A 24,559-nucleotide genomic window follows, 5' to 3' on the forward strand; every position below is an offset into this window, starting at 1 on the left:
CTATTGAAGAATTTAACAATCAAATTAATTACAAAAATGTAGCTTAACTTTTTCTCCAGTTTTTGTTTGCATATCCAACTTCTTTATTTTGCTAAATTGAGTTTCGATTAAATAGGCAATCATATCTCTCTTTTCGATTAGTTTTTGAAGTTCGTCTGAAATTAATTCATCTATGTTGAACTTTTTGAAATCTTGACCTAGTTTGTCATATAGCAATTTACGCTCCTCTTCTGGGAGCATTTTAGCCATTTGATATACCATTTCAAATCCAGTCATTATTGGTTTTCAGCTTTTTTTATTTTGTTTCGAACTGTACCTTCACTTATTCCTAGTTTTTCAGCAATTTGAGTGTTTGGTAAACCTTGTTTTTTCAATAGCAAAATTTCACTCAATTGCTCTTCATTGTTTCTTGGTTTTAAATGGTCTAATTCATTTTCAAAACCAACAAATACAAATTCTAGAAAATTAATTTCCTTCTCGATCTTACACACAATAATATTTTGAGTGTCGTATAATAATTCTGTATTGCGTTGTTTTATTTGTTTGATGTACCGCAATCCTGTTTCTTGGGCACTTTCGCCAATAGCAAAACAACTATCACAAAAGTTCATTAACATTTTACTACCTGATAGATCATTTTTTGTTAATGGTTTTGATGCATCTCGTTTAGGTGTATGCGCTAAGACTAAAATGGATAGATTGTATTTTTTCTTTATGCTATTTAAAAACTTCATTAGAGGTAAAGCATCTTTTGCTTTTTCGGTATCTGTTTTTAAATAGGTTAAATTATCAATGACGATAATTTTTGCATCATATTCAACAGTCGCTAGTTCTAATGAATGACATAAAAAATCGTCAAAGTCTTTAAATTCAGAAGGAATTTCTTGCTCAGGATTTATTTCAACACGAAATAGATTTGGACTAAAAATATAGTGCCCTGAGTACTGGTCTGAATATCTGTTTTCAATTTGTTTATCGGATAGCTCAAAATCAAAATACAGAACCTTTTGAGCTGTTATTTCCATTTTAAAACCTTCAATACAAAATCCTTTACTTAAAGAATTTGAAACTTGTAACGCTAAAATTGATTTCCCCAAATTGGTATCTGCAAACAAAATGCAAATTTCATTTTCGTACCACAATTCATTAAATAACATTTTAGGAATGGGACGGTTTTTAGCCTCATCTATCCAATCGTTAATTGGCTTGATGTTGAAACAATTGGAAGGATTCGTTGTTTTCGTTTCAGAATTATTTAGATCAACTTCAAGTTCTTTTTTAAACGCCTCCGTATGCTCGGATATAGGGATGATTTTTGGAATCATGTTTTCTGTTTTAATGTATTACAGTTCGTGTTACACTTTGTCATACAAATTGTAACACAAACTGTCATATAATGTGTATTACAAATAGATTCTGTTCTCAAATGCCTTGTTTCTAATGAATTCTGCTAAGATGGTGTAGTCAAAAACTTCTTCGGTATAGAGTTGACAAAACTTAAATTGGTTATTAGGTAAGTCAAATTCATTAAGGTATCGTTGAATATCAATAAGTACTTTTTCAAATTCCTGTTTTATGTCAGTTGGGAAGAACTTATTTGTTATTACTTCTAATACAATTTTTTTGATATCCTCCAATTCATTTTTAGTACCGTAATGCTTTGGGGATCTGATTTTTTCAATCATCCAAAAGATTAGATAAATGAATTCACTACTATTATAAAAATTGATGTCATGTACTGTTTGATTGTCAATTTCTTCTATACTTTGTTCTTCACAATAAGAATTTAGAATCTCTCTTGTATTATCTGATAATGATATTTCTTTGTGATTTGAATCTTCGATTAGCCTATCTCTCAATTTTTGAGAAATACGCACGTTTAGAATAACTGATTTCATAATTATCGTTTTTGGTTTAGATAATTTATAATATCAATTTTCTTGAATCGAATGGTTCGTTTGTGTTGGGTGTAGGGGAGGGTTCCGTCCTTTCGTAGTTTCCAAAGGCTCACTTCGGAGCATTTTAAAATTTGACAGGTTTCCTTAACCGAAATTCTTTCCTCTATAATAGGTGAGTTTCCAGTTAACGTGCCATCGCTGTTTTCTAAATAGAGAAGAACTCTTTGCTGGAGTGTTTTGATTTCTTGAACCTCTGTTTGTAGGTTCTCAAATGCGGATAAAAATTGTTGCTGATTCATGTTGAATTTCATTAAAATTAATTTATTGCAATTAATTCAATGTTTTAAAAATCAGCAAAATAAAAAAGTGTCAGAAAACGGCAAAATTATGTCAGAAGTTCAAAAACATGTCCAAATCAGTTTTTGGAACATCATGCTTATGCCACTTCTGAGTTAAAAGTTCAACTCTTTTGTCATTTTGGAGATTCTGTTTAGGTGTGAAAGTTGTAATTTTAGGTATTATAAATTTATATTCATCTTTTATGAATGCAATGAAGTTTTCTTTATGGTTTTCAATTAAATTGAACTCTAAAAGAACTTGATATAGACTTTCAAAATAAGCTCTTCTGAGTATTGTAAAACTATTTATCATTTTATCAGTAAATTGATAAGCTTTTAGTGTTTTGAAAATATGGTTATAATCGTTAAATTTAAACGCATTACTTACTTTTTTTGAATAATAAATATCTTCTTCAAAGTTGAATTTATCATTTATTTCAACTAAAATTTGTTTTATTGATTCTAAATGTACTCCATCTTGTATTTCGATAGTTTCTGTATAAAATTCTTGGTTATAAAATTCCAAATTTCCAGTTAAATAATTAATTAGATTTTCAGTAGAAGCCATCGATTTTTTTATTTCTTGTTGAAAGTAATATAGTTTAAAAATCTTTCCTGTTGTATGTGTTTTGTTTGTTCCGTTTATAGATATTCGTTCGTCAACTATTGTTACATGCGTAATATTTAAGTTTTTATATATTTCATTAAAATCAGACAAAGCAATTTTTCTTAAATCTGAGTACTCCAATCCATAAAAGGTTTCATTGAAATCAGCGAAATAATTAAATTTTGAGCTTATTACATTTTGGCGATAAGTTTTGTAAATGAATTCGTTGAATTCGTGTATTAACTCTATAGGGGGTGTGGGTTCTGTTTTTATTTCAACCAAATCAAATTTGAAATCAACTTCATGTAGTTTTTCAAAAGTGTCTTCGGTTAAAGTATTATAGTAGATGTCTTTTTCTAAAAGTAGATATCTAATCTCTTCTATAGATAAGTCCTCAATCTCTTCCTTATTTATTATTCCAAAGTAGCTCATTTTTTACGTACGTTAATAAATAATAGGATTAGCCATAGAAGTTCTACCATTAGACTCTCTTCCTGTTCTATGACAATATTTTTCTCTATAATTCCAGTTTTCAAATGTTGCCCATGAGCGATAAGCATCCAAAGAAAAAGGTCTTTGGGGATCAAATGGAATTTTAATACCTGTCCTTATGCAATATCCAAACTCCTCATTTTGATGCTGGTTTTCTTGGAGAGTATATTCCCTTTGTTGAAATCTATTATTGGATCTATAGGATTGCTGTCTTGGAATATTTTTAGTTTCAGGGATGTATTCATCTCTTGTTGGTTTGATATTTGAATCTAATATATCATACTCAAAATCATTATAATATTTTTTTTCAAAATGGCTGTTTCTATATAGAGCATCAGTAACATCATAAAGAACTTTTGACTCAACATATTTTTTTGTCAAACCTAAATTTGTTTTCTTAAATACAGGTCTTTTTATGTAAACACATGGATTTTCTATAATGACTTTATTAGTATAACTTATCGAATCTGAATATAGTTTGTCTAAACCAAGTTTGGAATTTTGAAAATAGATACCGTATTCAACATTTTCCGTCATTGACTTTCCAAGAAGATTTAATGAAGTTAGAAGGGCTTCGTCTTCATTTGCATAATATTTCGCATGTAAATTATTGCAATATATTATGGTAATATTGCAGTATTCTTTGAAAATATCTAAATCAGGAGGAGTTAAACTTCTTTGCGTTTCGCCTTCATTTTTACCGAAAACAATTATAATTTCAAGTTCAGGGTTGTTTTTTAATTTTTTGAAAACGACGTTTTTGCAATAATCGTCAAGTCTAATAAACGGGGAAAGAATAATAAGTTCCTTCTTAGCGTTCCAAATGATATCAGTTAGTTTGTCGTCTAACTTTGTGTCTGTTAAAAATTCTGCCATTATTATAATTTAAAATAGTATTGTTTGATTTTTTGAGCCATTAGTTTTCGTCTTAAAACAAGAAATTCTGAATAATCATCTATGTTCATAGTCATAATTTCAGTTGGAACACAATTGGCTTTTAAGTTTTCGAAAAGTTCAATTTGATTATAAATACCACTTACCAATGTGTTATTGTCTTCAATTTGCTTGTTGATTAATTCAAAATAATCCTTAGGTGGTTTATTACCCACTTTAATGTTGATTTCAGATTGCATATAAACATAGTTAGCAATTTGATTGTACTTTCCTCTTTCGAGTCCGTTTTTCCTCAAATAATCTTTAGGGAATAAATGGTGAATATCTCCTCTCAAAGATATTAAATCGCCAACCAAAACATCTTTGGATAGAAAACCTTTGTCGTTTGCTTTTACTTGCGAAGCTAAGAAAACATTGAAATAAGGACTACTTGCTACAGAAGTGTCCAAACTTTGAGGTAAGGAAGCATTCCAAAAAGCATCTGACAGCTCTCCTTCTTCTTTTTCTTTTAAGTATTCATCAAATGGTCTATTGCTCATTTGTTTAATGTCAAAATCAAAAAAGGATTCAGCTGAACCAGAATACCTTCCAGTTAATACTGAATAAACAAACCACCTTCTTACATAGCTTTCTATAGCAACGGAATTTACATTCAACTCCTTTAGTTTCAAATAAAGGATATACGCGAAGTTTAAAGCATTTTGAGAACGTATCAATTTTGGAGAAATAAAACCTGCCGACTTGATTATCATCAAAAATCGTTTAAAGTTAGTTTCAGTCATAAAGTTCATGACTCCTGTTTTAAACTTTGCAAAGGATTGTTCTGCAATTTCATCTTCAAAAGAGCGAGTTTCGAAATTTCTTCCCGAAAGTAAACTTACCAAATCTGAAAGTTTCCCTCTGTTAAACTGTGATGTAAAAGCAACACGAATCATATCGGTATAAGTAGGGTCATATAAATCCTCACTTTCAGATTTTAACCATTTCATTTTTTGAAAGAACTCGGTTTTAGCAAACTCTTTGTCATTGTCTTCAATATGTTTGTAAAACTCTGGAGATATTGCCAAATGACAGAAGTAATCAATTGCTTTTCTTAATTGATTTCCATTATAATCGGTATTAGAAGCAATTTTACTCATGGCAAAATCTGCCTGACTCAAAACTACACCTTTGGAGTTGATTCGGATAAATATTTCCGTTACCGTTTCAATATCCAAATCGTGAGCCAGTTCAATAATCCCAATTTGTTTTTTAGTAATGTTAATTAAGTTGGTAAATGATTTTTCAACGACATCTTCGTCTGCTTCTGGATTTTGTGCCAAATATTGACGTACTAATTTTAATATACTAACTTCACCATTAATAGCTTCTGAAACATTGGGTAACCAACTCACATCTTTTAAGATAGCAGGGTTTTGGACTTCAAATTTTTCTAATAAGGGATTGAAAGCAATTTTTATTTTTACTCTTTTATAGGTTTTGTCAATCACGTATTCGCCAAGAATGGCAGCGGTTAATGCCGTAACTCTTTGCTGGCCATCTATTAGAATTTTCTTGCCCTCACTCATACTGCCGTCTTTCAAACGGACATTGGGATTCCGCCAAGCGATAACATAACCAATAGGAAAACCTTGATACAAACTATCCATTAAATCCCGCACTTTCGAACTATCCCAGACAAAGGGTCTTTGTATTTCGGGTATGGCGATTTCTCCTGATTTAACCCAAGTTAAAAGGGTTTCTATTAAATGTTGGTTGACTGAATATTTTTGCATTGATTGTTCGTTTATATTCCTAATTCATTTACAATTTTGTCTCCCAATAAACATGCAGAATAATAAGCATATAATTGATTCATATCTTTATATTGAATTTGTCTAAAAGTCATTAGAAATAAGGAAATATAATATTCGATAAAGTTATTTGGATTTAAAAAATCGTTACATGAATGAAATCTGATATTATTAATGGTTTCAAGAGCATCACGAATGTCTTTTCTGTTATTAGAAAACTTATAGCTTAATTGAAAGGAATTATTGGATAATAATTCTTCCTCAATTTTTATTAGTTCTTCAATTGGAATATATTTTGGTATATGTTTAAATTTAATTGAACATTCCAAAGATGTGAAATCAATTACAGCATGTCTTAAATTTGTATAGCCAAAGTCTATTAATGTAATATTATTTAAATCATCAACAAAAAAATTTTCGGTATGTAAATCTCCATGACAAACTTTTTCATAGCATTTTAAACTGTATTTCCATATTTTATTAAAATTTTTATATAGCGTTTCCTCCTCAATTTCAAGGCTTGATTTATTAAGAATACATTCCAACTTGCTAAAAATATTAATTGGGTTTAAATAATCTTGATAATAATATTCTACATTTTTTTCGGAATTTTGTTTATGATTAGTTCTCCACAAACCATATATTTCTAATTCAAATAGATTTTTTATTATATCTTCATTTTTAAAAATCAAACCATCACATTTTTCACTAATAATATCGCAATATGAGAATGATTTTTGACTAGTGTCTGAAATAGCAAAATTATAGATTATACCCTCATATACAAGTGTTGACATATGATGAGCCTCATAATCCCTAATGCCTTGATATCCTCTATAACCACTGACAAATTTCCTAAAGTTTGCAATTTCTTCTTTTAATTTTCCTTTTTCTCTTAATCCAAATTTTATGATATATTTTTTTTCGTCACTATAATTAATTGATTTTTTTGGTCGTACTTCTAAAACTTTGGAGCCACTGAATCCCCCAGATAAAATATTGTAAAAATACAAAGGTGTTTCTACAACGGATGAACATAGCTTTTTAATGATTTTTTCTTCTTCAAAAGAGAGTTTTAAATTTGAAATATATTTAGATAAAACTATTCTTAAATCATCTATGAAATCTTCTCTTACATTACTTTTTTTAAATGTAATATCTTCATTTTTAATTATTAAGGAATAGTTTTCAAAAGTTTGAAAATTATCTATAATGCTTTTTATTAGGTTTATGTCTGTTTCTAATTTTGCATCATCATTCATTCTTGTTAATAAAAGGAATACACATAAATAATTTTCATTATCCGTAATTTGGTTTATATCAAACTTATTTAGCTCAACAAATATAGAATCATCAAAAAGGCTGTTGACTTTATTCATTAATGGTCTAATGAAAAAAGTTCCATCATAAATAAAAATAACTTTAAATTCACCTACAGGATTGTTTTCTAGTTTAGTAATATAATACCCTTTATATGACTCAAAATAGTCTTTTAAATTATTTATTAACTTATTTAGTATTTGATTAAAATTTGTAATAGAATGACTAAGGTCTATTTTGTCCGTTTTAATCTCTTCTATAATTTTTTCCTTTTCCTTTTCGGAGCTAACAATTGTGAAGTTATTTAAATCAATGTCACATGATATATCATTTATAAAACATAAATGGACATATTGATTTACAAATTCTTGATATGAATGTTTATCTTCATTAGGAATTTGTTTTAGCTCTAACTCAATTTTTTGAATTTTTGTATTGTCTATAGGTTTACTTGCGAAGGCTTCGTTTTTTAATAAATTCAAAGACTCAAGCTTATCACGATAACTATTGATGTTATTAGATGTCATAAATTTCTTTTCTTTTATTAAATGCATTTTTACCACCTTCAAGAATAGTTATAATTTCATCTTTAACAATTTCAATAGTTCCTTCAATTAAACGATCTGATTTTTTATTTTCATAGTTTAAAAATAAATTATATTCTGAATTAGATAAAACAGGAATATTTGGATTATGAGTTATGAATATTAATTGTCTTTCGTTTTTTTGAGTTCTTATTATTTCGTGTATTTTCGAACTAATATATTTATTGTCTAAATTATCTTCTGGCTGATCAATAATTAATGGGTTATTAGATACTGCAAATATTATGGGCAAAACTGTAGTGCATCTTTGTCCCATTGATAGTTCATCCGAATTTTTATAATTATCCATCAATACCAAATCACCTTCTATTCTTAATTTAAAATCTGGTAAATCTTCACAATATATACTTTCGATTTGGTATATATCTTGAGTGTCATACAGGGATTCTATTATCGTTTCAGAACGTATTTCATCAATTCCAGATATTAGTTTTAAAGTTTTTATGTCTTTATTTTGAATTACCTTTGCAAATTGATCCGGTTTAAAAGTTTCTACAATTTTAGTAACTAATTCGTTGTATCTTAATCCAGAGCCTTTCATTGCGTCTCTTAATTTATTTTCGAATTCATTAATTATCCCTGAAAATTTCAATGTAATTTTCACGTCACCATTAAGTATATTGTTAATGTCTTTTATTGCAGAAAGCCTAAGTGTATATATTTTATTTTTTAAATCGTTTAATTTATCAATTAACATTCTACGTTCCTCAATTAAACGATTTTTCTTTTGATCAATTTCAATAATGTCTTTACTCAAAAGTTCTTTTTCCTTTTTCCTATTAGTAAGAATGTTTAGACGATTAAAATAATCTCTGTTACTTTCGAATTTTTGTTTTAATTGGACGAATTCTGCCTGTTGACTCTCATGTTTAACAGATATTAGTCTGTACTTATCTATTATTAATTCTTTGTTTTGATTTGCAATTTTGATAATCTCACTAAATTTCAACTTTAATTCATGATTTTTAATACTCGTAATATCTATTATTTCATCTAGTATTTCTTTATTTAAAAAGTTGTCTTTGTCTAAAATTGAATTTTTATAAATTTCATTTAAATCATTATCTATTAAAGAAATTCTATTTTGTAAATCGTTATACAAACCAGCTGTTTTCTGAAAAAATCTTTTTTCATCTGTTCTCTTTTTTTCGTTTATGTCTGCATTTTCAAATTCTATTTTTTCATCAGGTTTAATATTGATTGGTTCGTTCTTTTGTAATTCTTCAATATCAATGTCGATATTTTCATATTGTATAATAGAGTTATGAAGTTGTTTTATTTGATTGTTTTTTGTTTTAATATCCTGTGCATTTGCATCAAGTTCAATTTGAGAAGTTAAAATTTGTTTTTTTAAATCTTTAATATCAATGTTTATTTTTTTATCAATTAATTCTAATCTCTGAATAGGCGTTCTTCCTATTTCTTCAATCATATTTGTTTCATAAAAATCACATTCAATTTCATTAATAATTCTAGGCAATGCAATGAAATCTGAATTAGGATGTTTGAAGGGTTGTGGGTCTTCATTAAATGTTTTAATGATTCTGTACATTGATCCATCTAAAGATTCGATTTCTACGTTTATTTCTCCTGTACCTAAATTGCTTTTCAATATACCATCAGTTTTTCCTTTCTGAGAATCTAAACTTAATGCTGACTTTAAAAAATAGAGTAGAGTTGACTTTCCGGTACCTCTTCCACCCATAATACAATTCATCTTTTCATCAAATTTGATTGTTATGTCCTCAAAAAAAGGTGAATTTTTAATTTCTAAAGATTTTATTTTTTTCATTATTTATTCGTTTATTATTTTTAAAAATGTTATTCAATCATTTTTATGTCGTTTGACAATTTTATTTAATTAACTTTTGTTACTAGAATACATAAAAAAATAAAATTATTACTAAAACAAACAACACAGTTAAGTTAGTTATTATTGAATTGCAGTTGTCATTAAAGTCTCTTTTTAAAGTAAAAAAACAAAAGTATCCATGAGATAAAAATTATAAAACTCATAAAAATATTTACTCTGGATACCAAAAATTTACCAGCTTTGAGAAACCCTTGATCTACTTTTGTTTCTTCATATTTATTAATCATTTTTTTTCAATGTTCTTGCCATCTTTTACTACCTCTATTTACTAAGTACCATGCAAATGACATTACGCAACCAATTGACCAAGTTATTAGTTCATATTCTATTGGTAATTTTATTTCTCCTTGGTAAGTGACTAATAAAAAATATCCAGCATATATAACAACCAGAAATCCCAAAAATAATGAGCTCTTTTCCAATACATTTCTATTTCAAAATCTCTTAAATGATAAGCTCTTTCTAATTTTTATCGAATTTTTTTTTGTTCATTTTTTTCAAAATCAATATTTTTTTAATGTTTTCCACATAAAGGTTTTAATTCGAGTGCAAATAATTTTTCTAATATATATAGATATTCCTTTTGAATACTTCCAAAATGGATGACATTAATTTTTATATCAACATTTGCTTCTTTTGCCCAATGAATCAGTTGTAAGCCTTGAGTAGAACCTTTGTCATAATATCCTAAATGCTGTATAATTCTCCCCGATATATTCGTTAACCCATCTTTAAGTCTTGGTTTGCCTCCTTGTCGCACGCCAACATATAAAATAGTACTATTTAAATTTATATTGTCAACTGGAACTTTTCTTTTGTCTAATTCTCTTTCCCATAATAAATTTCTTTTGTCATTTAATAAATTCATTAATTTGTTAGCATCTTCACTGGTGCTAAGCTCAAACCAATATAGACAATGTCCTTTGAAACTATTTAGTTTTTTAAAATGATTAATGAATTTCTCAACTACTCTTATATCCATTTTATAATCTAGATAATCTGGTAATTCATAAGAATGAAAAGAAAACGCCTCTATTTCTACGCCAGAATGTAAATCAATTTCATTTTGAAATTTTGATATAATATCTTTATAACTAATCATTTTCAATAGTTTCTAACCAACCAGCTTCTCTAGCTAATTCAAATAACAGATTCATTTCGTTCCAACTAGGTATTCTTGCTTGACCTCTAGCTGCTTGTAAGTTTCCATTTGGTCGTCTCCAAATAAAACGATATCCAAATTCTGTTTTTGGAGTATCATCGTAATGATATTCACACCAATGAAAACAAAGTTGCCAATCTCCTGATTCATTTAATTTTACTTCTTCAATTATTTTTACCCAAGCCATATTTTTATTTTTTAAAGCCCAATATTTTTTAATTATCCTCAATAATCTTTATTTCCACCTTAATCAAACTTTGTAATTCTATTCATTAATTTTTTACGGAGTAATACAAATCTCTAAAAGTAGGTAATTAAATACAAAGGGTCTTGTTTTTATAAAAGATATTTTAGTCAAACTATGCATGCAAAAAAAAATCAAATTGCACTGTGTGAAATTTTATTTTTCAATAATTTTATGATTTCATTTTCTTTTCCCGCGAGTCTTATAAATCAAGTATTTGTTTACAAATATGTCTTACTCAAATAGCACCTTTTTTTTCTAGATAAAGATATATGCTCTTATTTTTTATTCAAACCTTAGTATAATTAGCTACATTAATTTTTAGTGATTTAATTTATTAAGATTCTTTCTTTGGCAAATTTTGTTACAGTAATTCTGTTAACACCTAAAATTCTACCAATTGCACTATAAGAAACATTTTTATTCAATAGTTTCTGCACCTGAAGTTCTTTACCTGATAATTTTAGTTTTGAAGACTTACTACCAACAGGTCGCCCTAAAATAACCCCTTCAGCTTTTTTTCTAGCTAGTGCTTCTTTTGTTCTTTGAGAAATTAGATTTCTTTCAATTTCAGCTGAAAGACCAAAAGCAAAAGCCAAAACTTTAGATTGAATGTCTTCCCCCAATCTATAATTATCTTTTATAGTCCAGATTTTAACTTCTCTTTTCATGCAAAAATTTAAAACTTCCATTATCATAAAAAGGGAGCGTCCAAGTCTTGATAATTCTGAACAAATTAAAATATCATCCTTTTTGGTTTTTTTTAGGAGCTTTCCTAACGTTCTTTTATCTACTTCTTTTGTCCCTGAAATTGTTTCTTCAATCCATTTCTCAATAACCAAATTATTTTTCAAGGCAAAGTGATTGATTTCAAATCTCTGGTTTTCGACTGTTTGTTTATCCGTACTAACTCTGATGTATCCGTATACCATTTTTATTGGTAAAAATAGGGTATTTTAAAAGACCGATTTTGAGAGGACGAGATATTAAACGCTATTCGCATGAATTTGCTGATTTATATTTGATTGCAACATTCCCTAGCTTAAAAATAGATATTGACGAATTTCCTGCTGTAAAAAACCATCTTTTAGGTTTTGGTCATGATCGATTAAGGCAAACAGGTGATAAAGGAGCAAGAAAAAAAACTAATAATAAATGGTATGAAACTCAAGATAGTATAAGTTATTGGGAGGATTTTTCTAAACAGAAAATAATATATCCAAACATGACAAAGTTTTTACCATTTCACCTAGATAACGAAGGGTTTATACAAAATGATAAATCGTTTATGATTACTGGAGAAAATTTATATTTTTTAAATGCTTTTTTAAATTCATCTATCTTTAAGTATTGTTTTATTAATAATTTTCCAGAACTTCAAGGTGGAACTAGAGAAATAAGGAAAATTTTTCTTGATAAAATTCCAGTATTACATGTTTCAGATGAAATAAATTTATATTTCAAAAATTTAATTGAAGAAATTCAAAGATTAATAATGAATCAACAATCAACACAAAAAATTGAAATTGAAATCGATCAAAAAATTTTTGAATTATACTCTTTGTCTGAAGATGAAAAAAATGAGGTAGGTTTTATCGAGATTGAATAAATTCTATTTCATCAATTGTTAAATCGAATAATTTAAATAAAATATCATCAATATAGCTTTCTTCTGCTTCAAATGAATTTAAATTTTCTTCAATTTGTTCTCTAGTTGATGTATTAGGTTTTGGAATTGGTATTTTTTCAATATAAATTTTCTGCATCAAATATCCTCCATCATCTAATATTGATACATATTGGGAACACAAATATTTACCTATTGAAGAATTTAAAACTGCTAAAATGAATGTAATATCTTTACCAGAAGCAAAAAAACATGTTTTATCTGTTAGGAGATTCCCGCTTATATCGAGTCCAAATCTAGGAAATTTTTCTTCAGTATTTTTATGTATTCTCATTGTTTCAGCCCATAAAATTTTCTGTTTAGAAAAATCCTCCATATAAGCACAGTTTCTCAAGTTATACGGAGAATCTCCTTTATCAGTACGTTTTTCTAATTGAGGATAAAACTTGTCTAAATGCTTTTTGATAATTGGATAATCATCAATGTCTACAGGTTTTATGCCTTTTTCTTTTATGCCATTATGAGTATTAATTAACCACAAATCAGCAAATTCATGTGAATAGCGTTTAATATCCCTGCCACGTAAAATCGGTCTAATAATTTCGACACTTTTTGGATCTTCTTTGATTAACTCATCTCTTTTCTTTCCGTCAATGATAAATGCCTCATTGTACCCTGTTAGAACTCCTCTATATATTTTGATATCCCAGTCTTTTAAAGGTGTTCCGATTTTTTCTATTTTTTCTTTTATCCTTTTTTCGATTGGAGAAGATACTACCCAACTGTTATTTTTAAAATGAGTAGGAGTAGAATTATTTTTGATAAAGTCTTCTAATAAATCAGAATTGAAATCTTTATTTAATAAACAAGCGTTTGTTATTTCTTTATATTTTGTTTTCGTACCCATAAGTATATTTGTGTCAACTGTAGCTGAATCAAATACTTGTATGCCTCCGAAATCGATAAGTAATATAGGGTTTGTTTTTTCTACAAAATAATTCCGTAAACTTTCTCCATAAGCAGCACGCATCCATTTATTTGAAGTAATAAAAGTTAATAAACCATTTTTACAAAGGATATTAAATCCTAATTCATAAAAAAGACTATAAATATCTCCCGTTTTAGCATAAGTTTCAAAATTCATTTTTTCTAAACTGATACTATCAAGTCCCATTTTTTGGAGTTGTACATAGGGTGGGTTACCAATGATGGCGTCAAACCCAACAAAATCCCCATTATCATTCAACACATCAGGAAACTCAAAACGCCATTCAAAAGCATTCTCATAGATCTTGTTGCTTTTTATTTCCTCAATTTCGTTATCTAGTTTTTTGGTATCGATTGCCAGTTCGTTTACTCTTTTGTTCCAAGCTGTTTGTTCTTTTTTACTTCTTTCGAATAAACCTGTTTGTTGAGTTAGGTTGAAAAGTTCTCCTTTTAGTTTTTCGAGTTTAATTTTCTTGGGGTCATTAATGCCTATTTCACTTCTGAAATTTCCTTTTATATCAGAAATTAAACGTTCCATTTCACGCTTTTGCTCCTTGCTTTCCGCATTACGATAGGTATCCACCGCTAGTTTGTAACTTTCTATGTTCCATTTGCTTTGCTTCAAGGCTTTTTTTAAATCTGTATCTAGAGCAAAACGAGAGATTAAGGAGTTACCACATTTTATGTTAATATCAATGTTAGGTAAAGTTTCTAATTCATTACTATTAAGTCTGTAATAAGCATTTTTTAATAATTCAATCCACAAACGCAAACGACATATTTTTACCGAGTTCGGGTTTAAGTCTACACCAAACAAACAGTTTTCAATTAGGATTTGCTTTTCGTGAAACAAAGTTTCCTGAATACGCTGGCTTTCTTTGTTTTTAGGATTGTATGTAAAAGGAATTCCATCTTCATCAGTTACAATCAATTCGTCATTCACAACTTCAAATTGGTATTCTTTAAGTCGGTTACCGTTATGATCTTGTAAAACTCGCAAATCATTTTTTATGGCAATGATTTCATTTAAAGCAGAAACCAAGAAATGTCCAGAACCTACAGCAGGATCACAAATTTTTAAGGAATTAATAATATTATTGGCTTCTTTTCTATCTTCGATTTTATCATAAAGTTGCTCAAATTCAATACAATCCCAATTTTTTGTTTCATTGAATTTTTGTACCACTGCTCTGCGAATCGTTTCTTTACACATATACATAGTAATGAAACTAGGAGTAAAGAAAGAACCATCTTTGTAACCATTAATTTTTTCGAAAATCAATCCCAAAACCGAGGCATTAATCAGGGTTTTGTTATCTTCCTGTATGTCTTCACTTCCTTCACTGGCAAAATCGTAAGCATCTAGAAATGAGAAAAAATAGTTTAAGGAATCCTTTGTTCCTGCTTCTTTTTTGCCAACAGCATCTTTAATTACCGTTCCCGATAATAGTTTTAAAGGCAAATGGTCTTCGAGTTGAGAAATAAACAATGTGTCGTGCTCTAAATCTGTCGGTTCAAAAAGCGAACTATTTAAGTAAGGAACTTTTGCAAAAGGCGTTTTTACTCGCTCTATACGTTCGTCTGGTTTTCGTGCTAAAACTTGAAAAAACAAACTATTTAAACTGTCATAATCAGAAATTAATTCTGCATTCAGGAATGAATAGCTTTTATCTCCTTTGTGATAGGTAATAATTTGTGCTTCAAGTAATTTAAGAAACAAAATACGATTGACCCAAGTAATTGTGAGTTCCAGTGCTATGGTAAATAAACGTTCTTCATTTGTATCTCCATATTGCTTTGCATTTTGCAACCGTGAAATTTTATCAAGACTATCTAGTTGTACAATGGCATTTTCGAGCAAAGAACCAGGGTTTCTGTCTTCTTTTTTATGTCGCTGGATCAATTTTTTACCGCCTTCTTTTATTTCGGTTAACCCAATAATATGCAAGAGTTCACTATAAAAGTTTTTGTCTAATGTATTGCTGTCATTGGCAAAAGACAATTTTAATAAATGTTCGGGAGAAATTAATTTGAATAGTGCTACAAGCGATTTATCATCTTCTTTATCTGCATTTCTCAGTTGTTTGTCATACTTTCTAATATCAAAATAGGCAAATGTAATCTCACTTTTCAGTGCTTCGATAAATGGTTTTGCAATTTCGGCATAAAAATATTCCGTTTTATTTCCAGACAGTCGCCCCTCTTCAAAATCAATAAAATTTTTGGTAAACGATTTGTTTTCTGCAAAGATCTTGTTGAAGAGCTGCGCATCAAAAACAAACCATTCGTAAATATTGGTAACTACCAGATGTTTTAATTCGGTATTTTTATGTGTAATGCGTTCACGCATATAATACAAAACCAATTCCTGCAAAGCTTTGCCATTCAGGTTTTGGGCTGAAATCATTTCAGATTTGTTGGTTGGGCTTTTGGCTTCAATAATAACACCTACATTGGTTTTGGCATCTTTGCCATTGTGAATTACTAAATCATTTCGACCCTTTGTATTTACATAATAATTAGGGTCGTAATAGGTTTTCTTTAAAAAATCTATAACCAAATTCTTATGAAATTCTTCGGTTTCCTTTTCGTTACAATGGTCTAAAAGCTGAATCAAATTTGTTTTGAAACTTTCGATATGAGAACGGCTGGGTTTTATTTTAAGAAAAGCCTTGTTTAGTGCCTTACGTGGTTCTAGAGGAGTTGTAATCATATGGGTAAGTTGTCATTTCATTGTTACCAAAAATAACAATAAATAAAATAGAATCTTAAAATGTAAGATAAATTTTAGCGGATTATTTGAGTACACTAAAAAATGGGGGTTTAGTTTTATATGTTTTGTTGTAGATTTCAATAGTAACAACAATAAATTTTATCGCAACAAATGAGAATAATCATCTGGTAATTCCGCATCAATATCACGAAGGTATTTTTCTAAGGCTTCAATAGTTTGATGTCCTGTGATTTCCATTAAAGTACTCTTGGCTTCGTGAGATGTTTTTGTTTTTCGAATTTCTCGGTAAAGGTTAGTTATGGCAGTATGTCTAAAACTGTACAAGCCATAATCTTTATTCAATTTAAAATGGTCTTTAACTAATTTGAATTTTTTCGAGAAGTTGTCTCTTCTGTTATTTTCCTCGGCATCCCATGCTGCTCCAATAGTTGTAGGAGTAAATAAATAATGATTAGGATTCATATTGGATAAATCGGGTAGAAGGTCAATAATTTTTTGAGGGATAATTTTAACTTTTACCGCCTTGTTTTTGGCTCGAACAAAAAGTTTTTTTCCTTCTAAGTCCAAATCGCCTATTTTAAGTCGGTTGACTTCAACTGGTCTGAGGAAATTATAAGTTATGAATTGAATGTATAAAAGTAAGACAGCATCATGCTCTTCAATATATTCTAGAATGTCTTTTTCTTGTGTGACAGAATAAGTTTTGTTTCTTTCGGGTGCTGATTTAAGTACATTGATACTCTTAAGATAATTGTCTTTCATAATCTCATTATCGACTAATGTTTGGACAAGGGAACTTAAATCGGTTCTGGTATTGTTTCGATTACTCGCACTAGTATTTTCTAAAACATAATTCAAATAGTTGATAAAGGTTTTTTTCTCTAAAGTTGAAATTTTATCAGTACTACTTCCGTTTTCATCAAGCCAAGTCAAGAAACGATTGATTCTTCCTTGATAACCACTATAGGAAGTAGTACTTAATACATTTTGCTTGATTTTTAATCCAAATTGAAAAGCTTCTTTAATAGATTTTTCGTTGTCAGCTACGACTTGTTTTTTCGTTGCTTTTACTACGGGAATATTTTTAGGCTGCTTTTCAATGGGAAGAGAAGGTATTGTGAAACTATTTATTTTATCATCTAATTTTTGAAGTGTTTTTTGTCCCATAAAGCTATTGTCATCATAAGGGTTAAAACCTTTTTTCAATAACAAAAGAAGGCTGTCCCTTATATCTTCCAATTTAGCATATCGCTCCTGCTTAGTCTTTAGGCTATTGATACCTCTCTTGATATTGGATTGACGAACTAGTTTTCCAGTATCAGGATTTCTAAAAGAATAATAAATATACCATTCTTTAGATAATGCTTTTTCTTGTTCTGATTTTGAAAGTTTAGACCAAGCTTTTATATCAACATTTCCAGTGTAAATATATGGTCCTGAGTAGTTAGATTTCATAGGCAAATCGTGTACGATATCGTGTACGTTTTGTAAAAGTACTAAAAGTTTAGGCATAAAAAAACGGATTAGTTTGCACTAATCCGTGATTATCAAAACGTTAAGTCTGTAGCGAAGACGGGAGTTGAACCCGTGACCTCAGGGTTATGAATCCTGCGCTCTAACCAACTGAGCTACCTCGCCAATTCTTCAGGTGTTATGTATGCCTGATTTTGCTACCCAAACAGGTGAACGCGATCTATATCCCATTTTTTAAGATTATTGAAAACCTTCTCGTTTTTATCTCTTCTCTTACCCAGTAAAGCAAAGGCCTCATTTGGGATAGGCTTGGTTTCTGCTCCTTGGTTTTTTTCAGCAAAAACTTTTAATAGACCGCGTTGGAGAAAAATTCTAGTAAATTTAAAAAGATATAAGAATAAAACTGATTTGATTTTATTCACTAAGTGGGATCGATTTAGCAGGAATGCCGGTGATGCCTACCAGATGATTAATTTACTTCGGAAATTGGGTGTTGAACCACAGACCATTGAGCAACCACTTGATTTGTCGATTCCTGAAAATAAAATGATGTTAGCTTTTTACCTTGCGGCTCCAGAGGTAGAGAACGACCGTAGAGCGTTAAACACAATGCATGGTATGAGAAGAGCAAGGAAAGAGGGAAGGTATATGGGGACTGCTCCTTTTGGATACATGAATAGGACCAAAGAAGATGGACGTAAATATATAATGGTCAATGAGGAGCAAGCAAGTATTGTCAGATGGGCTTTTAATGAAATAGCTAAGGAAACTTTTAACACAGAATCAGTCTATTATCTGGCAAAAAAGAAGGGTCTTACTTTGACTAAAAGTGGGTTTTGGGTAATGATAAAAAATCCTTTGTACTGTGGAAAAATTATTGTGCCTAAATATAAAGAAGAGGATACTCAATTGGTAACAGGACAACATGAAGCAATAATTTCTGAAGCATTGTTCTATCTTGTTCAGGATGTTTTAAATGGTAGATCACGACTTTATCGCCCTAAAATAGACACCGTAGTAGAATTTCCTTTAAGAGGCTTTCTTTTATGTCCAAAATGCTCCAAAAAACTTACAGCCAGTAAATGTAAGGGACGAAGTAAATACTATTACTATTATCATTGTGACAGTTATTGTAAGTATAGAATTAATTCAGATAAGGCAAATGAAATATTTATATCTAATTTAAGTTTATTTTCACCCCATCAGTCCATAAAAAAATTATATACATCCTTAATTTTAGAATCATATAATCTTAATACAAGTGTTGTTCAGAGTGAAAAAAAACAATTGTTAACTGAGATAGCAAATTATGAAAAGAGATTGTCTAACGCTAGGGAGTTGCTTGTTACTCAACAAATAGATTCAGATGATTATCAAAAAATAAAAAGTGAATACGGTCCCATTATAAATCGATTAGAGATTAAGTTAAATGATATTTCAGATGATAGTCAAAGTGTGGAAGGGTTATTAAAAGCGGGAATAGATAGGTTGATGCAGCTTAATTTCACATATACTAATGCAACTTTATCAGAAGCCAGAGATTTGATTGGTTTAATTTATCCCGAAAATTTTACATTTAGAAATAATCAATTTCAAACCACCCGAGTCAATGAAGTTGTGGAGCGTATCTACTTGATTAACAAGGGGTTATTGGATAAAAAAAAAGGGACAAAAGAAGATTTTTCTTCTTTGTCCCGTAGAGTGACCTCGACTGGATTCAAACCAGTAACCTTCTGAGCCGTAATCAGATGCGCTATTCAGTTGCGCCACGAGGCCTTTTGCAGTAGCTTTGTAAAGCGTGATTGCGGGTGCAAATATAGGGATAAATGTGTAACTTGCAAGCATAAATTTCAATAAATACTAAAAAAAATGAAGTTAGAAAATTATATCCGTGATATTCAGGGTTTTCCAAAAGAAGGAATTTTGTTTAAAGATATTACTCCTTTGTTAAATGATGCCAAGGCAACTCAGGAATGTCTGGAAATTTTGGTAAAATCTTTAAACGGACACAAAATAAATAAGGTAGTTGGTGCGGAAAGCAGAGGTTTTTTGTTTGGAATGTTATTAGCGCAAGAATTAAATGCTGGTTTTGTACCGGTTCGAAAACCTAATAAATTACCTTATGAAACCATTTCGGCTTCTTACGACTTAGAATACGGAACGGATATTTTAGAAATTCATAAAGATGCTATTCAAAAAGGGGATAAGGTCTTGATTCACGATGATGTGTTAGCAACAGGAGGAACAGCTAAGGCGGTTTGCGAATTAGTAGAAAAATTGGGCGGCGAAATTATACAGTTGAATTTTCTGATGGAGCTGACTTTCCTAAAAGGTAGAGAAAAATTAAACGGTTATGATATTTTTGCTGCGTTAACCTATTAGTATAAAGATCTGGAAGTTACATAATAGCGGTACGCAATAATAGCCAATTGCCATTTCTTGGCTTTTGATAAATCCAGTCCCTGTTTGCTAAAACTCGGTAAAAGGAGTTTGTTGATTTTGGCTAAAATTTTGAACATTTTTTCTTTTAAAGATACAAAAAAGGCGGTATTTGTGAAGTACCGTCTTTTTTGTCATAATCTTTTAAGGTTTTTTTGTTCTAATTTGGATAAAACCGTTTAGAACTTTTTTGCCATATAATTGAATTGCTTTGTTTTGATTTTCTTCAGATGCTTTCTTAATGTCGGCTTGCATTGCAAATTCTATTTCATTAGTATCTAATTTTTCTAAAGTTTGATAACCACTTTGTTTTCCGTTAATAATAATTTCTGCTTTTTTGTAATTTACAGACTTGTTTTCAATTATCTTGTTTTTAATATTACTTTCATTAAAAGTATCATATGTTATTATCCAATCATTATTATTGTCTTTAGGAATCTTTAATAATTTACTTGGGTCATCTGTTTTAGGGGTAATTTCAATGACACCATATTTTCCAGCATCGCCATATTTTTCAGTAGCATTTTTACCTTTCAGTACATTCATGCTTTCAATTGCGTCGGGGTTAATCTCATTTATATTTGAAATACTGTTTGTTTTTATTCCATTTATAATTATGATTGGAGGAAGTGTTACGGGGCCGTATATTGGAAAATAGTCAGTGTTGTTTTTATTTTTGGTTTCTTCAAGTTTTATTATTGGAAACCCTATTACATTTTTTCTTTGGATAGGTTTAAATTTATTTAAAGCAGTGCTTTCTTTAGAGGTGATTTCAATTACACCATTCTTTCCGCTTTCACCATATTTTTCAATTGCACTAATTCCTTTTAGTACATCTATTTTGGCAATTTTTTCTGTTGGTATTTCTTCGATTTTAAAGTTGGATGCTTGTTTTACACCATCAATAATTATAAGCGGTTTACTATTTAAATCTTGTTTTGATAACGAACGAATGGTAGTTTTATCGTCTAATTGAGCAACGGTATTGTTTGGTATTTCAACTTTTTCATTATTTAAATTAATTTTGATACTGTTGTTTTTATTTGAATTTGATATTTCTTTATCTTCAGATAAAGTTTTTAAATTCATGATATATCCCATCTCTTCTTTCGTATGATTGTAAAAGAATTTAAAAGGTTTTATTGGATTTTCAGATGCTTTACAAGTTCCACTACCATTTTTGTTTTTGTTTTCACTTTCAATATTGATTATTTCACCATTTGAATTTCTATTAATATTAAAAAAAGTTAAATCAATATTATATGTTTCTTTGAGTTCTTCACAATATTTTTTGAGTTCTTCTTCTGTTGTATTTTTTGTGACAATTATTTCGGTTGATTGGTCTTTGAGTGTTTCTTGTTTAATTAATTTTGATTCTTTCTCCTGCGCCACAACTTCAATTTGTAATAAAAACACAAAGGCAATTAGCGCGGGAAATACAGTAATGTACTTCCAGGAATTCCATTTTTTTGATTGGTTTTTGTTCAACATAATAATTCTTTTTTTGATTAAGGATTGATAGAAATGATTGCTAATGGCTACACAATTGTCTTGTGTGGTTATTTTTAACAGCGTTAATTGGTAGGCTTTTTTGTCGGATATGTTTTTAGACGCTTCACTATCAGCTATAAACTCCAGGTTTTGAATCATCACTTTTTTATACAACCAAATCAAGGGATTGAACCAAAAAGCTATACAAAACAATCGCGCTACTAATACATCTACACTGTGATGCTGACTGCTGTGTACTTTTTCATGTTCTAAAATGTTTTCTAATTCTATTGGGGTGTATAAATCGGAATTGTAAACAATAGATTTAAAGTAGGAGAAAGGAGCAATATTTTCGGTTACATCAATGAATTTAAAATCGTTATGATGTTGGATGCTTTTTCCTTTCAAAATTTTAGATAAACTATAAAAGTCAAAGATGAATTTTATCAAGAAAACCAGAATTCCAATCGAATAAACAATTCCAAAAATAATTTGCCAATTCATTTCAAAAGTGTTCTTTTGGATAGCAGTTATAGTTGTATTTTGGATAGCAGTTGTATTTGCGGTCAAAGGAATATTAGACCAATCGAATGAATCTGTTGTTGGTTCTATCCAAACAATTTAAGTAAAAACAACCAATGGTAATATTGCTGCAGTAATTAATCCCGACAATAAAAACCATCTATTTCCATTGAAGAAAGTTTCTTTTCTTAAGAGCAACACATAAGCCAGATAGAAAATTCCAATTAAGCCACTTGCTTTGATGAAGTAAATAAATACATTTTCCATAGTTATTCTTTTTTCTCAATCATGGCTAAAATTTCTCTTAATTCATCAGCAGATATTTTTTCTTCTTTGGCAAAAAAGGAAACCATGTTTTTATACGAACTATTAAAATAAGTTTCGATAGCAGTGTTCATAAACTTTTTGCGATAGTCTTCCATTTTTACAATAGGGTAGTACTGATGCGTTTTGCCAAAAGCATTATAAGACACATATCCTTTTTCTTCCAGATTTCTAATAATAGTAGAAAGCGTGTTATAGTGCGGCTTTTCGTCTTTAATTTCGGTCATGACTTCTTTCACAAAAGCTTTTTCCAGCTTCCATAATATTTGCATGATTTCTTCTTCTTTGTTAGTTAGCTTTTCCATAGTGATTTAATTTGAATACAATTATATAACTATATTTTTAGTTTAACAACTATTTTTATAGTTATTTAACTAAAATTTTAGTTTTTAAAGCTTGTTGTATATTTCATTTTATCTGTTTCAGACTTTGTGGCTTTCTAACTTTTAAGCTATTTTTGCATAAAAATTTGAAGATGAGGTGTATTCTAATGGCATTTATTTTGTTGCAAAGTATTTTTGGCTTTAACCAAGAAAAATTTGATAGGACTGAGGCCAAAAAATATCAGGAAGAATTAAATAAAGAATATGCTAATCCTAAAACCAGTCCGTTAGAAGCGGAAGATTTGGCTACTTTTAAAACCCTAGATTTTTATCCTGTTAGTGAAAAATATTTTGTAGTGGCTAAATTAGTGCGAACGCCTAAAGAAAAGCCATTTAAAATGGCAACATCGACAGATAGACAACCTCTTTTTAAAAAATATGGAGAAGTGCATTTTGAAATCGATGGAAAAAAATGCAAACTGAATGTCTACCAAGATGTTGAATTCTCAAAAAATCCTAAGTATAAAAACGATTTATTTTTGCCTTTCTTTGATGAAACTTCGGGTAAAGAAAGTTACATAGGAGGTAAATATATTGATTTAAAAGTACCAAAAGGAAATACCATTGCTATTGATTTTAATACTTCTTATAATCCGTATTGTGCTTATAGTCATCGCTATTCCTGCCCAAGAGTACCCCTAGATAACGATTTAAAAGTGGCTATTCGAGCCGGTGTTAAAAAATTTCACGACTAATGCAGTACTTTAATTTACATACCCATCAATTTACGAATGATGCTAAAATTTTAGAATTAGTCAATCAATATCCGCAGGAGTTTGATCAGACAATTTCGAATTACTCTATTGGGATTCATCCTTTGTACATTGATGAAAACCGACTGGAAAGCGATTTTGATATTTTGGAACAAAAAATCGTTTTGCCCGAATGTTTGGCAATAGGCGAATGTGGTTTGGATAAATGCAGTGAGACTGCTTTTGAAATACAGCTACAGGTTTTAGAAAGACAATTTGTATTGGCAGAAAAACATCAGAAAGCTATTGTAATTCATTGTGTACATGCTTTTCAGGAATTGATAGAATTAAAGAACAAATTGAAGCTAACAACTCCTATCGTGATTCATGGATTTTCAAAAAAAGAACAGTTGGCCAAACAACTTCTGAATAATGGATTTTATCTTTCTTTTGGAAGGTATTTATTGACTAATCCCGAATTAGAATTGGTTTTTAATAGTGTTGCTGAGAATCGTTTTTTTCTGGAAACCGATACTTCAGATTATACTATTGAAGAAGTCTATGCTTTGGCAGCAAAATATAAACAGATAACAGTAGCGGAATTACAGCAGATTATTTCGAATAATTTTGATACTGTTTTTAAAAACAACAAATAAACCAA

Annotated in this window: 24 protein-coding genes and 2 tRNA genes; 5 read left to right on the top strand and 21 right to left on the bottom strand. The window is 29.5% G+C overall.

Features of this window, described 5'->3' with window-relative positions; genetic code table 11:
* Positions 1–24: 24 nt before the first annotated feature.
* The 13 genes from AC4FRF_RS08895 to AC4FRF_RS08955 all read right to left on the bottom strand — a co-directional run bounded on the left by AC4FRF_RS08895 (position 25) and on the right by AC4FRF_RS08955 (position 12,158).
* Positions 25–276, bottom strand: coding sequence for a hypothetical protein (locus AC4FRF_RS08895; RefSeq protein ID WP_491159145.1), 252 nt, complete (start codon positions 274–276; stop codon positions 25–27).
* Positions 276–1,325, bottom strand: a complete 1,050-nt coding sequence (locus AC4FRF_RS08900) for an AAA family ATPase (protein WP_491159146.1) — start codon at positions 1,323–1,325, stop codon at positions 276–278. Before AC4FRF_RS08900 ends, AC4FRF_RS08895 begins: the two co-directional genes overlap by 1 nt.
* Before the next feature lie 78 nt (positions 1,326–1,403).
* Positions 1,404–1,898, bottom strand: a complete 495-nt coding sequence (locus tag AC4FRF_RS08905) for a hypothetical protein (RefSeq protein WP_491159147.1) — start codon at positions 1,896–1,898, stop codon at positions 1,404–1,406.
* A 2-nt stretch (positions 1,899–1,900) separates the two neighbouring features.
* On the bottom strand, positions 1,901–2,209 hold the full coding sequence (locus AC4FRF_RS08910) for a helix-turn-helix domain-containing protein (RefSeq protein ID WP_491159148.1): 309 nt from the start codon (positions 2,207–2,209) through the stop codon (positions 1,901–1,903).
* A gap of 79 nt (positions 2,210–2,288) precedes the next feature.
* The gene (locus AC4FRF_RS08915) at positions 2,289–3,275 is read right to left on the bottom strand and encodes a hypothetical protein (RefSeq protein WP_491159149.1); all 987 of its coding nucleotides are present in this window, start codon (positions 3,273–3,275) and stop codon (positions 2,289–2,291) included.
* 12 nt (positions 3,276–3,287) lie between these two features.
* Positions 3,288–4,211, bottom strand: coding sequence for a phospholipase D family protein (locus AC4FRF_RS08920; RefSeq protein WP_491159150.1), 924 nt, complete (start codon positions 4,209–4,211; stop codon positions 3,288–3,290).
* Positions 4,212–4,213: 2 nt separating this feature from the next.
* A complete protein-coding gene (locus AC4FRF_RS08925) occupies positions 4,214–6,004 on the bottom strand; it encodes a GmrSD restriction endonuclease domain-containing protein (protein ID WP_491159151.1) in 1,791 nt (596 codons plus the stop codon).
* Positions 6,005–6,015: 11 nt separating this feature from the next.
* Positions 6,016–7,869, bottom strand: a complete 1,854-nt coding sequence (locus tag AC4FRF_RS08930; RefSeq protein ID WP_491159152.1) for a phosphotransferase — start codon at positions 7,867–7,869, stop codon at positions 6,016–6,018.
* Positions 7,859–9,739: an AAA family ATPase gene (locus AC4FRF_RS08935; RefSeq protein ID WP_491159153.1), complete on the bottom strand. Its 1,881-nt coding sequence runs from the start codon at positions 9,737–9,739 to the stop codon at positions 7,859–7,861. The genes AC4FRF_RS08930 and AC4FRF_RS08935 overlap by 11 nt, the downstream gene beginning before the upstream one ends.
* A gap of 314 nt (positions 9,740–10,053) precedes the next feature.
* Positions 10,054–10,242 (bottom strand): RipA family octameric membrane protein, encoded by a 189-nt coding sequence (locus tag AC4FRF_RS08940; protein ID WP_491159154.1) that lies wholly within the window; start codon positions 10,240–10,242, stop codon positions 10,054–10,056.
* 92 nt (positions 10,243–10,334) lie between these two features.
* Positions 10,335–10,922 carry a hypothetical protein gene (locus AC4FRF_RS08945; protein WP_491159155.1) on the bottom strand — a complete coding sequence of 196 codons (588 nt, stop codon included), beginning with the start codon at positions 10,920–10,922 and terminating at the stop codon, positions 10,335–10,337.
* Positions 10,915–11,169, bottom strand: coding sequence for a hypothetical protein (locus AC4FRF_RS08950; RefSeq protein WP_491159156.1), 255 nt, complete (start codon positions 11,167–11,169; stop codon positions 10,915–10,917). Before AC4FRF_RS08950 ends, AC4FRF_RS08945 begins: the two co-directional genes overlap by 8 nt.
* 386 nt (positions 11,170–11,555) lie before the next feature.
* Entirely contained in the window at positions 11,556–12,158 is a 603-nt protein-coding gene (locus AC4FRF_RS08955) for a master DNA invertase Mpi family serine-type recombinase (RefSeq protein ID WP_491159157.1), read from the bottom strand.
* 38 nt (positions 12,159–12,196) lie between these two features.
* On the opposite strand from AC4FRF_RS08955, the gene AC4FRF_RS08960 reads away from it, so the two are divergent.
* A complete protein-coding gene (locus AC4FRF_RS08960; RefSeq protein ID WP_491159158.1) occupies positions 12,197–12,835 on the top strand; it encodes a TaqI-like C-terminal specificity domain-containing protein in 639 nt (212 codons plus the stop codon).
* Here AC4FRF_RS08960 and AC4FRF_RS08965 read toward each other — a convergent pair.
* The 3 genes from AC4FRF_RS08965 to AC4FRF_RS08975 form a co-directional block, all read right to left on the bottom strand.
* Complete coding sequence (locus AC4FRF_RS08965) at positions 12,819–16,553, bottom strand: DUF7149 domain-containing protein (RefSeq protein ID WP_491159159.1); 3,735 nt, start codon at positions 16,551–16,553, stop codon at positions 12,819–12,821. The two genes, AC4FRF_RS08960 and AC4FRF_RS08965, sit on opposite strands and share 17 nt — an antisense overlap.
* Positions 16,554–16,712: 159 nt before the next feature.
* A complete protein-coding gene (locus tag AC4FRF_RS08970; RefSeq protein ID WP_491159160.1) occupies positions 16,713–18,086 on the bottom strand; it encodes a tyrosine-type recombinase/integrase in 1,374 nt (457 codons plus the stop codon).
* Positions 18,087–18,138: 52 nt separating this feature from the next.
* Positions 18,139–18,212 (bottom strand) — tRNA-Met (locus tag AC4FRF_RS08975).
* A 78-nt stretch (positions 18,213–18,290) separates the two neighbouring features.
* Between AC4FRF_RS08975 and AC4FRF_RS08980 the strand changes: the two genes are divergently transcribed.
* Positions 18,291–19,784, top strand: a complete 1,494-nt coding sequence (locus tag AC4FRF_RS08980) for a recombinase family protein (RefSeq protein WP_491159162.1) — start codon at positions 18,291–18,293, stop codon at positions 19,782–19,784.
* Here AC4FRF_RS08980 and AC4FRF_RS08985 read toward each other — a convergent pair.
* A tRNA-Arg gene (locus AC4FRF_RS08985) sits at positions 19,750–19,823 on the bottom strand. The two genes, AC4FRF_RS08980 and AC4FRF_RS08985, sit on opposite strands and share 35 nt — an antisense overlap.
* A gap of 93 nt (positions 19,824–19,916) precedes the next feature.
* On the opposite strand from AC4FRF_RS08985, the gene AC4FRF_RS08990 reads away from it, so the two are divergent.
* A complete protein-coding gene (locus AC4FRF_RS08990; protein WP_491159163.1) occupies positions 19,917–20,429 on the top strand; it encodes an adenine phosphoribosyltransferase in 513 nt (170 codons plus the stop codon).
* On the opposite strand, the gene AC4FRF_RS08995 is transcribed toward AC4FRF_RS08990, so the two are convergent.
* The 4 genes from AC4FRF_RS08995 to AC4FRF_RS09010 all read right to left on the bottom strand — a co-directional run bounded on the left by AC4FRF_RS08995 (position 20,426) and on the right by AC4FRF_RS09010 (position 23,128).
* Positions 20,426–20,566, bottom strand: coding sequence for an SsrA-binding protein (locus tag AC4FRF_RS08995; RefSeq protein ID WP_491159164.1), 141 nt, complete (start codon positions 20,564–20,566; stop codon positions 20,426–20,428). The two genes, AC4FRF_RS08990 and AC4FRF_RS08995, sit on opposite strands and share 4 nt — an antisense overlap.
* 64 nt (positions 20,567–20,630) lie before the next feature.
* Entirely contained in the window at positions 20,631–22,481 is a 1,851-nt protein-coding gene (locus AC4FRF_RS09000; RefSeq protein WP_491159165.1) for a M56 family metallopeptidase, read from the bottom strand.
* Between the two features lie 117 nt (positions 22,482–22,598).
* Positions 22,599–22,766 (bottom strand): hypothetical protein, encoded by a 168-nt coding sequence (locus AC4FRF_RS09005; RefSeq protein WP_491159166.1) that lies wholly within the window; start codon positions 22,764–22,766, stop codon positions 22,599–22,601.
* A 2-nt stretch (positions 22,767–22,768) separates the two neighbouring features.
* Entirely contained in the window at positions 22,769–23,128 is a 360-nt protein-coding gene (locus AC4FRF_RS09010; protein ID WP_491159168.1) for a BlaI/MecI/CopY family transcriptional regulator, read from the bottom strand.
* 170 nt (positions 23,129–23,298) lie between these two features.
* On the opposite strand from AC4FRF_RS09010, the gene AC4FRF_RS09015 reads away from it, so the two are divergent.
* The gene (locus AC4FRF_RS09015; RefSeq protein ID WP_491159169.1) at positions 23,299–23,901 is read left to right on the top strand and encodes a DUF1684 domain-containing protein; all 603 of its coding nucleotides are present in this window, start codon (positions 23,299–23,301) and stop codon (positions 23,899–23,901) included.
* A complete protein-coding gene (locus AC4FRF_RS09020; RefSeq protein WP_491159170.1) occupies positions 23,901–24,554 on the top strand; it encodes a TatD family hydrolase in 654 nt (217 codons plus the stop codon). The genes AC4FRF_RS09015 and AC4FRF_RS09020 overlap by 1 nt, the downstream gene beginning before the upstream one ends.
* The last annotated feature ends 5 nt before the right edge of the window (positions 24,555–24,559 follow it).

The sequence above is a fragment of the Flavobacterium sp. ST-158 genome, from assembly GCF_058309975.1.

Coding starts and splice junctions, on each gene's coding strand:
- AC4FRF_RS08895 (WP_491159145.1), bottom strand. CDS start 276: ATGACTGGATTTGAAATGGTATATCAAATGGCTAAAATGCTCCCAGAA.
- AC4FRF_RS08920 (WP_491159150.1), bottom strand. CDS start 4,211: ATGGCAGAATTTTTAACAGACACAAAGTTAGACGACAAACTAACTGAT.
- AC4FRF_RS08995 (WP_491159164.1), bottom strand. CDS start 20,566: ATGTTCAAAATTTTAGCCAAAATCAACAAACTCCTTTTACCGAGTTTT.
- AC4FRF_RS08945 (WP_491159155.1), bottom strand. CDS start 10,922: ATGATTAGTTATAAAGATATTATATCAAAATTTCAAAATGAAATTGAT.
- AC4FRF_RS09020 (WP_491159170.1), top strand. CDS start 23,901: ATGCAGTACTTTAATTTACATACCCATCAATTTACGAATGATGCTAAA.
- AC4FRF_RS08900 (WP_491159146.1), bottom strand. CDS start 1,325: ATGATTCCAAAAATCATCCCTATATCCGAGCATACGGAGGCGTTTAAA.
- AC4FRF_RS09000 (WP_491159165.1), bottom strand. CDS start 22,481: ATGAATTGGCAAATTATTTTTGGAATTGTTTATTCGATTGGAATTCTG.
- AC4FRF_RS08990 (WP_491159163.1), top strand. CDS start 19,917: ATGAAGTTAGAAAATTATATCCGTGATATTCAGGGTTTTCCAAAAGAA.
- AC4FRF_RS08930 (WP_491159152.1), bottom strand. CDS start 7,869: ATGACATCTAATAACATCAATAGTTATCGTGATAAGCTTGAGTCTTTG.
- AC4FRF_RS08905 (WP_491159147.1), bottom strand. CDS start 1,898: ATGAAATCAGTTATTCTAAACGTGCGTATTTCTCAAAAATTGAGAGAT.
- AC4FRF_RS08915 (WP_491159149.1), bottom strand. CDS start 3,275: ATGAGCTACTTTGGAATAATAAATAAGGAAGAGATTGAGGACTTATCT.
- AC4FRF_RS08910 (WP_491159148.1), bottom strand. CDS start 2,209: ATGAAATTCAACATGAATCAGCAACAATTTTTATCCGCATTTGAGAAC.
- AC4FRF_RS08950 (WP_491159156.1), bottom strand. CDS start 11,169: ATGGCTTGGGTAAAAATAATTGAAGAAGTAAAATTAAATGAATCAGGA.
- AC4FRF_RS09015 (WP_491159169.1), top strand. CDS start 23,299: ATGAGGTGTATTCTAATGGCATTTATTTTGTTGCAAAGTATTTTTGGC.
- AC4FRF_RS08955 (WP_491159157.1), bottom strand. CDS start 12,158: ATGGTATACGGATACATCAGAGTTAGTACGGATAAACAAACAGTCGAA.
- AC4FRF_RS09005 (WP_491159166.1), bottom strand. CDS start 22,766: ATGGAAAATGTATTTATTTACTTCATCAAAGCAAGTGGCTTAATTGGA.
- AC4FRF_RS08970 (WP_491159160.1), bottom strand. CDS start 18,086: ATGCCTAAACTTTTAGTACTTTTACAAAACGTACACGATATCGTACAC.
- AC4FRF_RS08925 (WP_491159151.1), bottom strand. CDS start 6,004: ATGCAAAAATATTCAGTCAACCAACATTTAATAGAAACCCTTTTAACT.
- AC4FRF_RS08965 (WP_491159159.1), bottom strand. CDS start 16,553: ATGATTACAACTCCTCTAGAACCACGTAAGGCACTAAACAAGGCTTTT.
- AC4FRF_RS09010 (WP_491159168.1), bottom strand. CDS start 23,128: ATGGAAAAGCTAACTAACAAAGAAGAAGAAATCATGCAAATATTATGG.
- AC4FRF_RS08935 (WP_491159153.1), bottom strand. CDS start 9,739: ATGAAAAAAATAAAATCTTTAGAAATTAAAAATTCACCTTTTTTTGAG.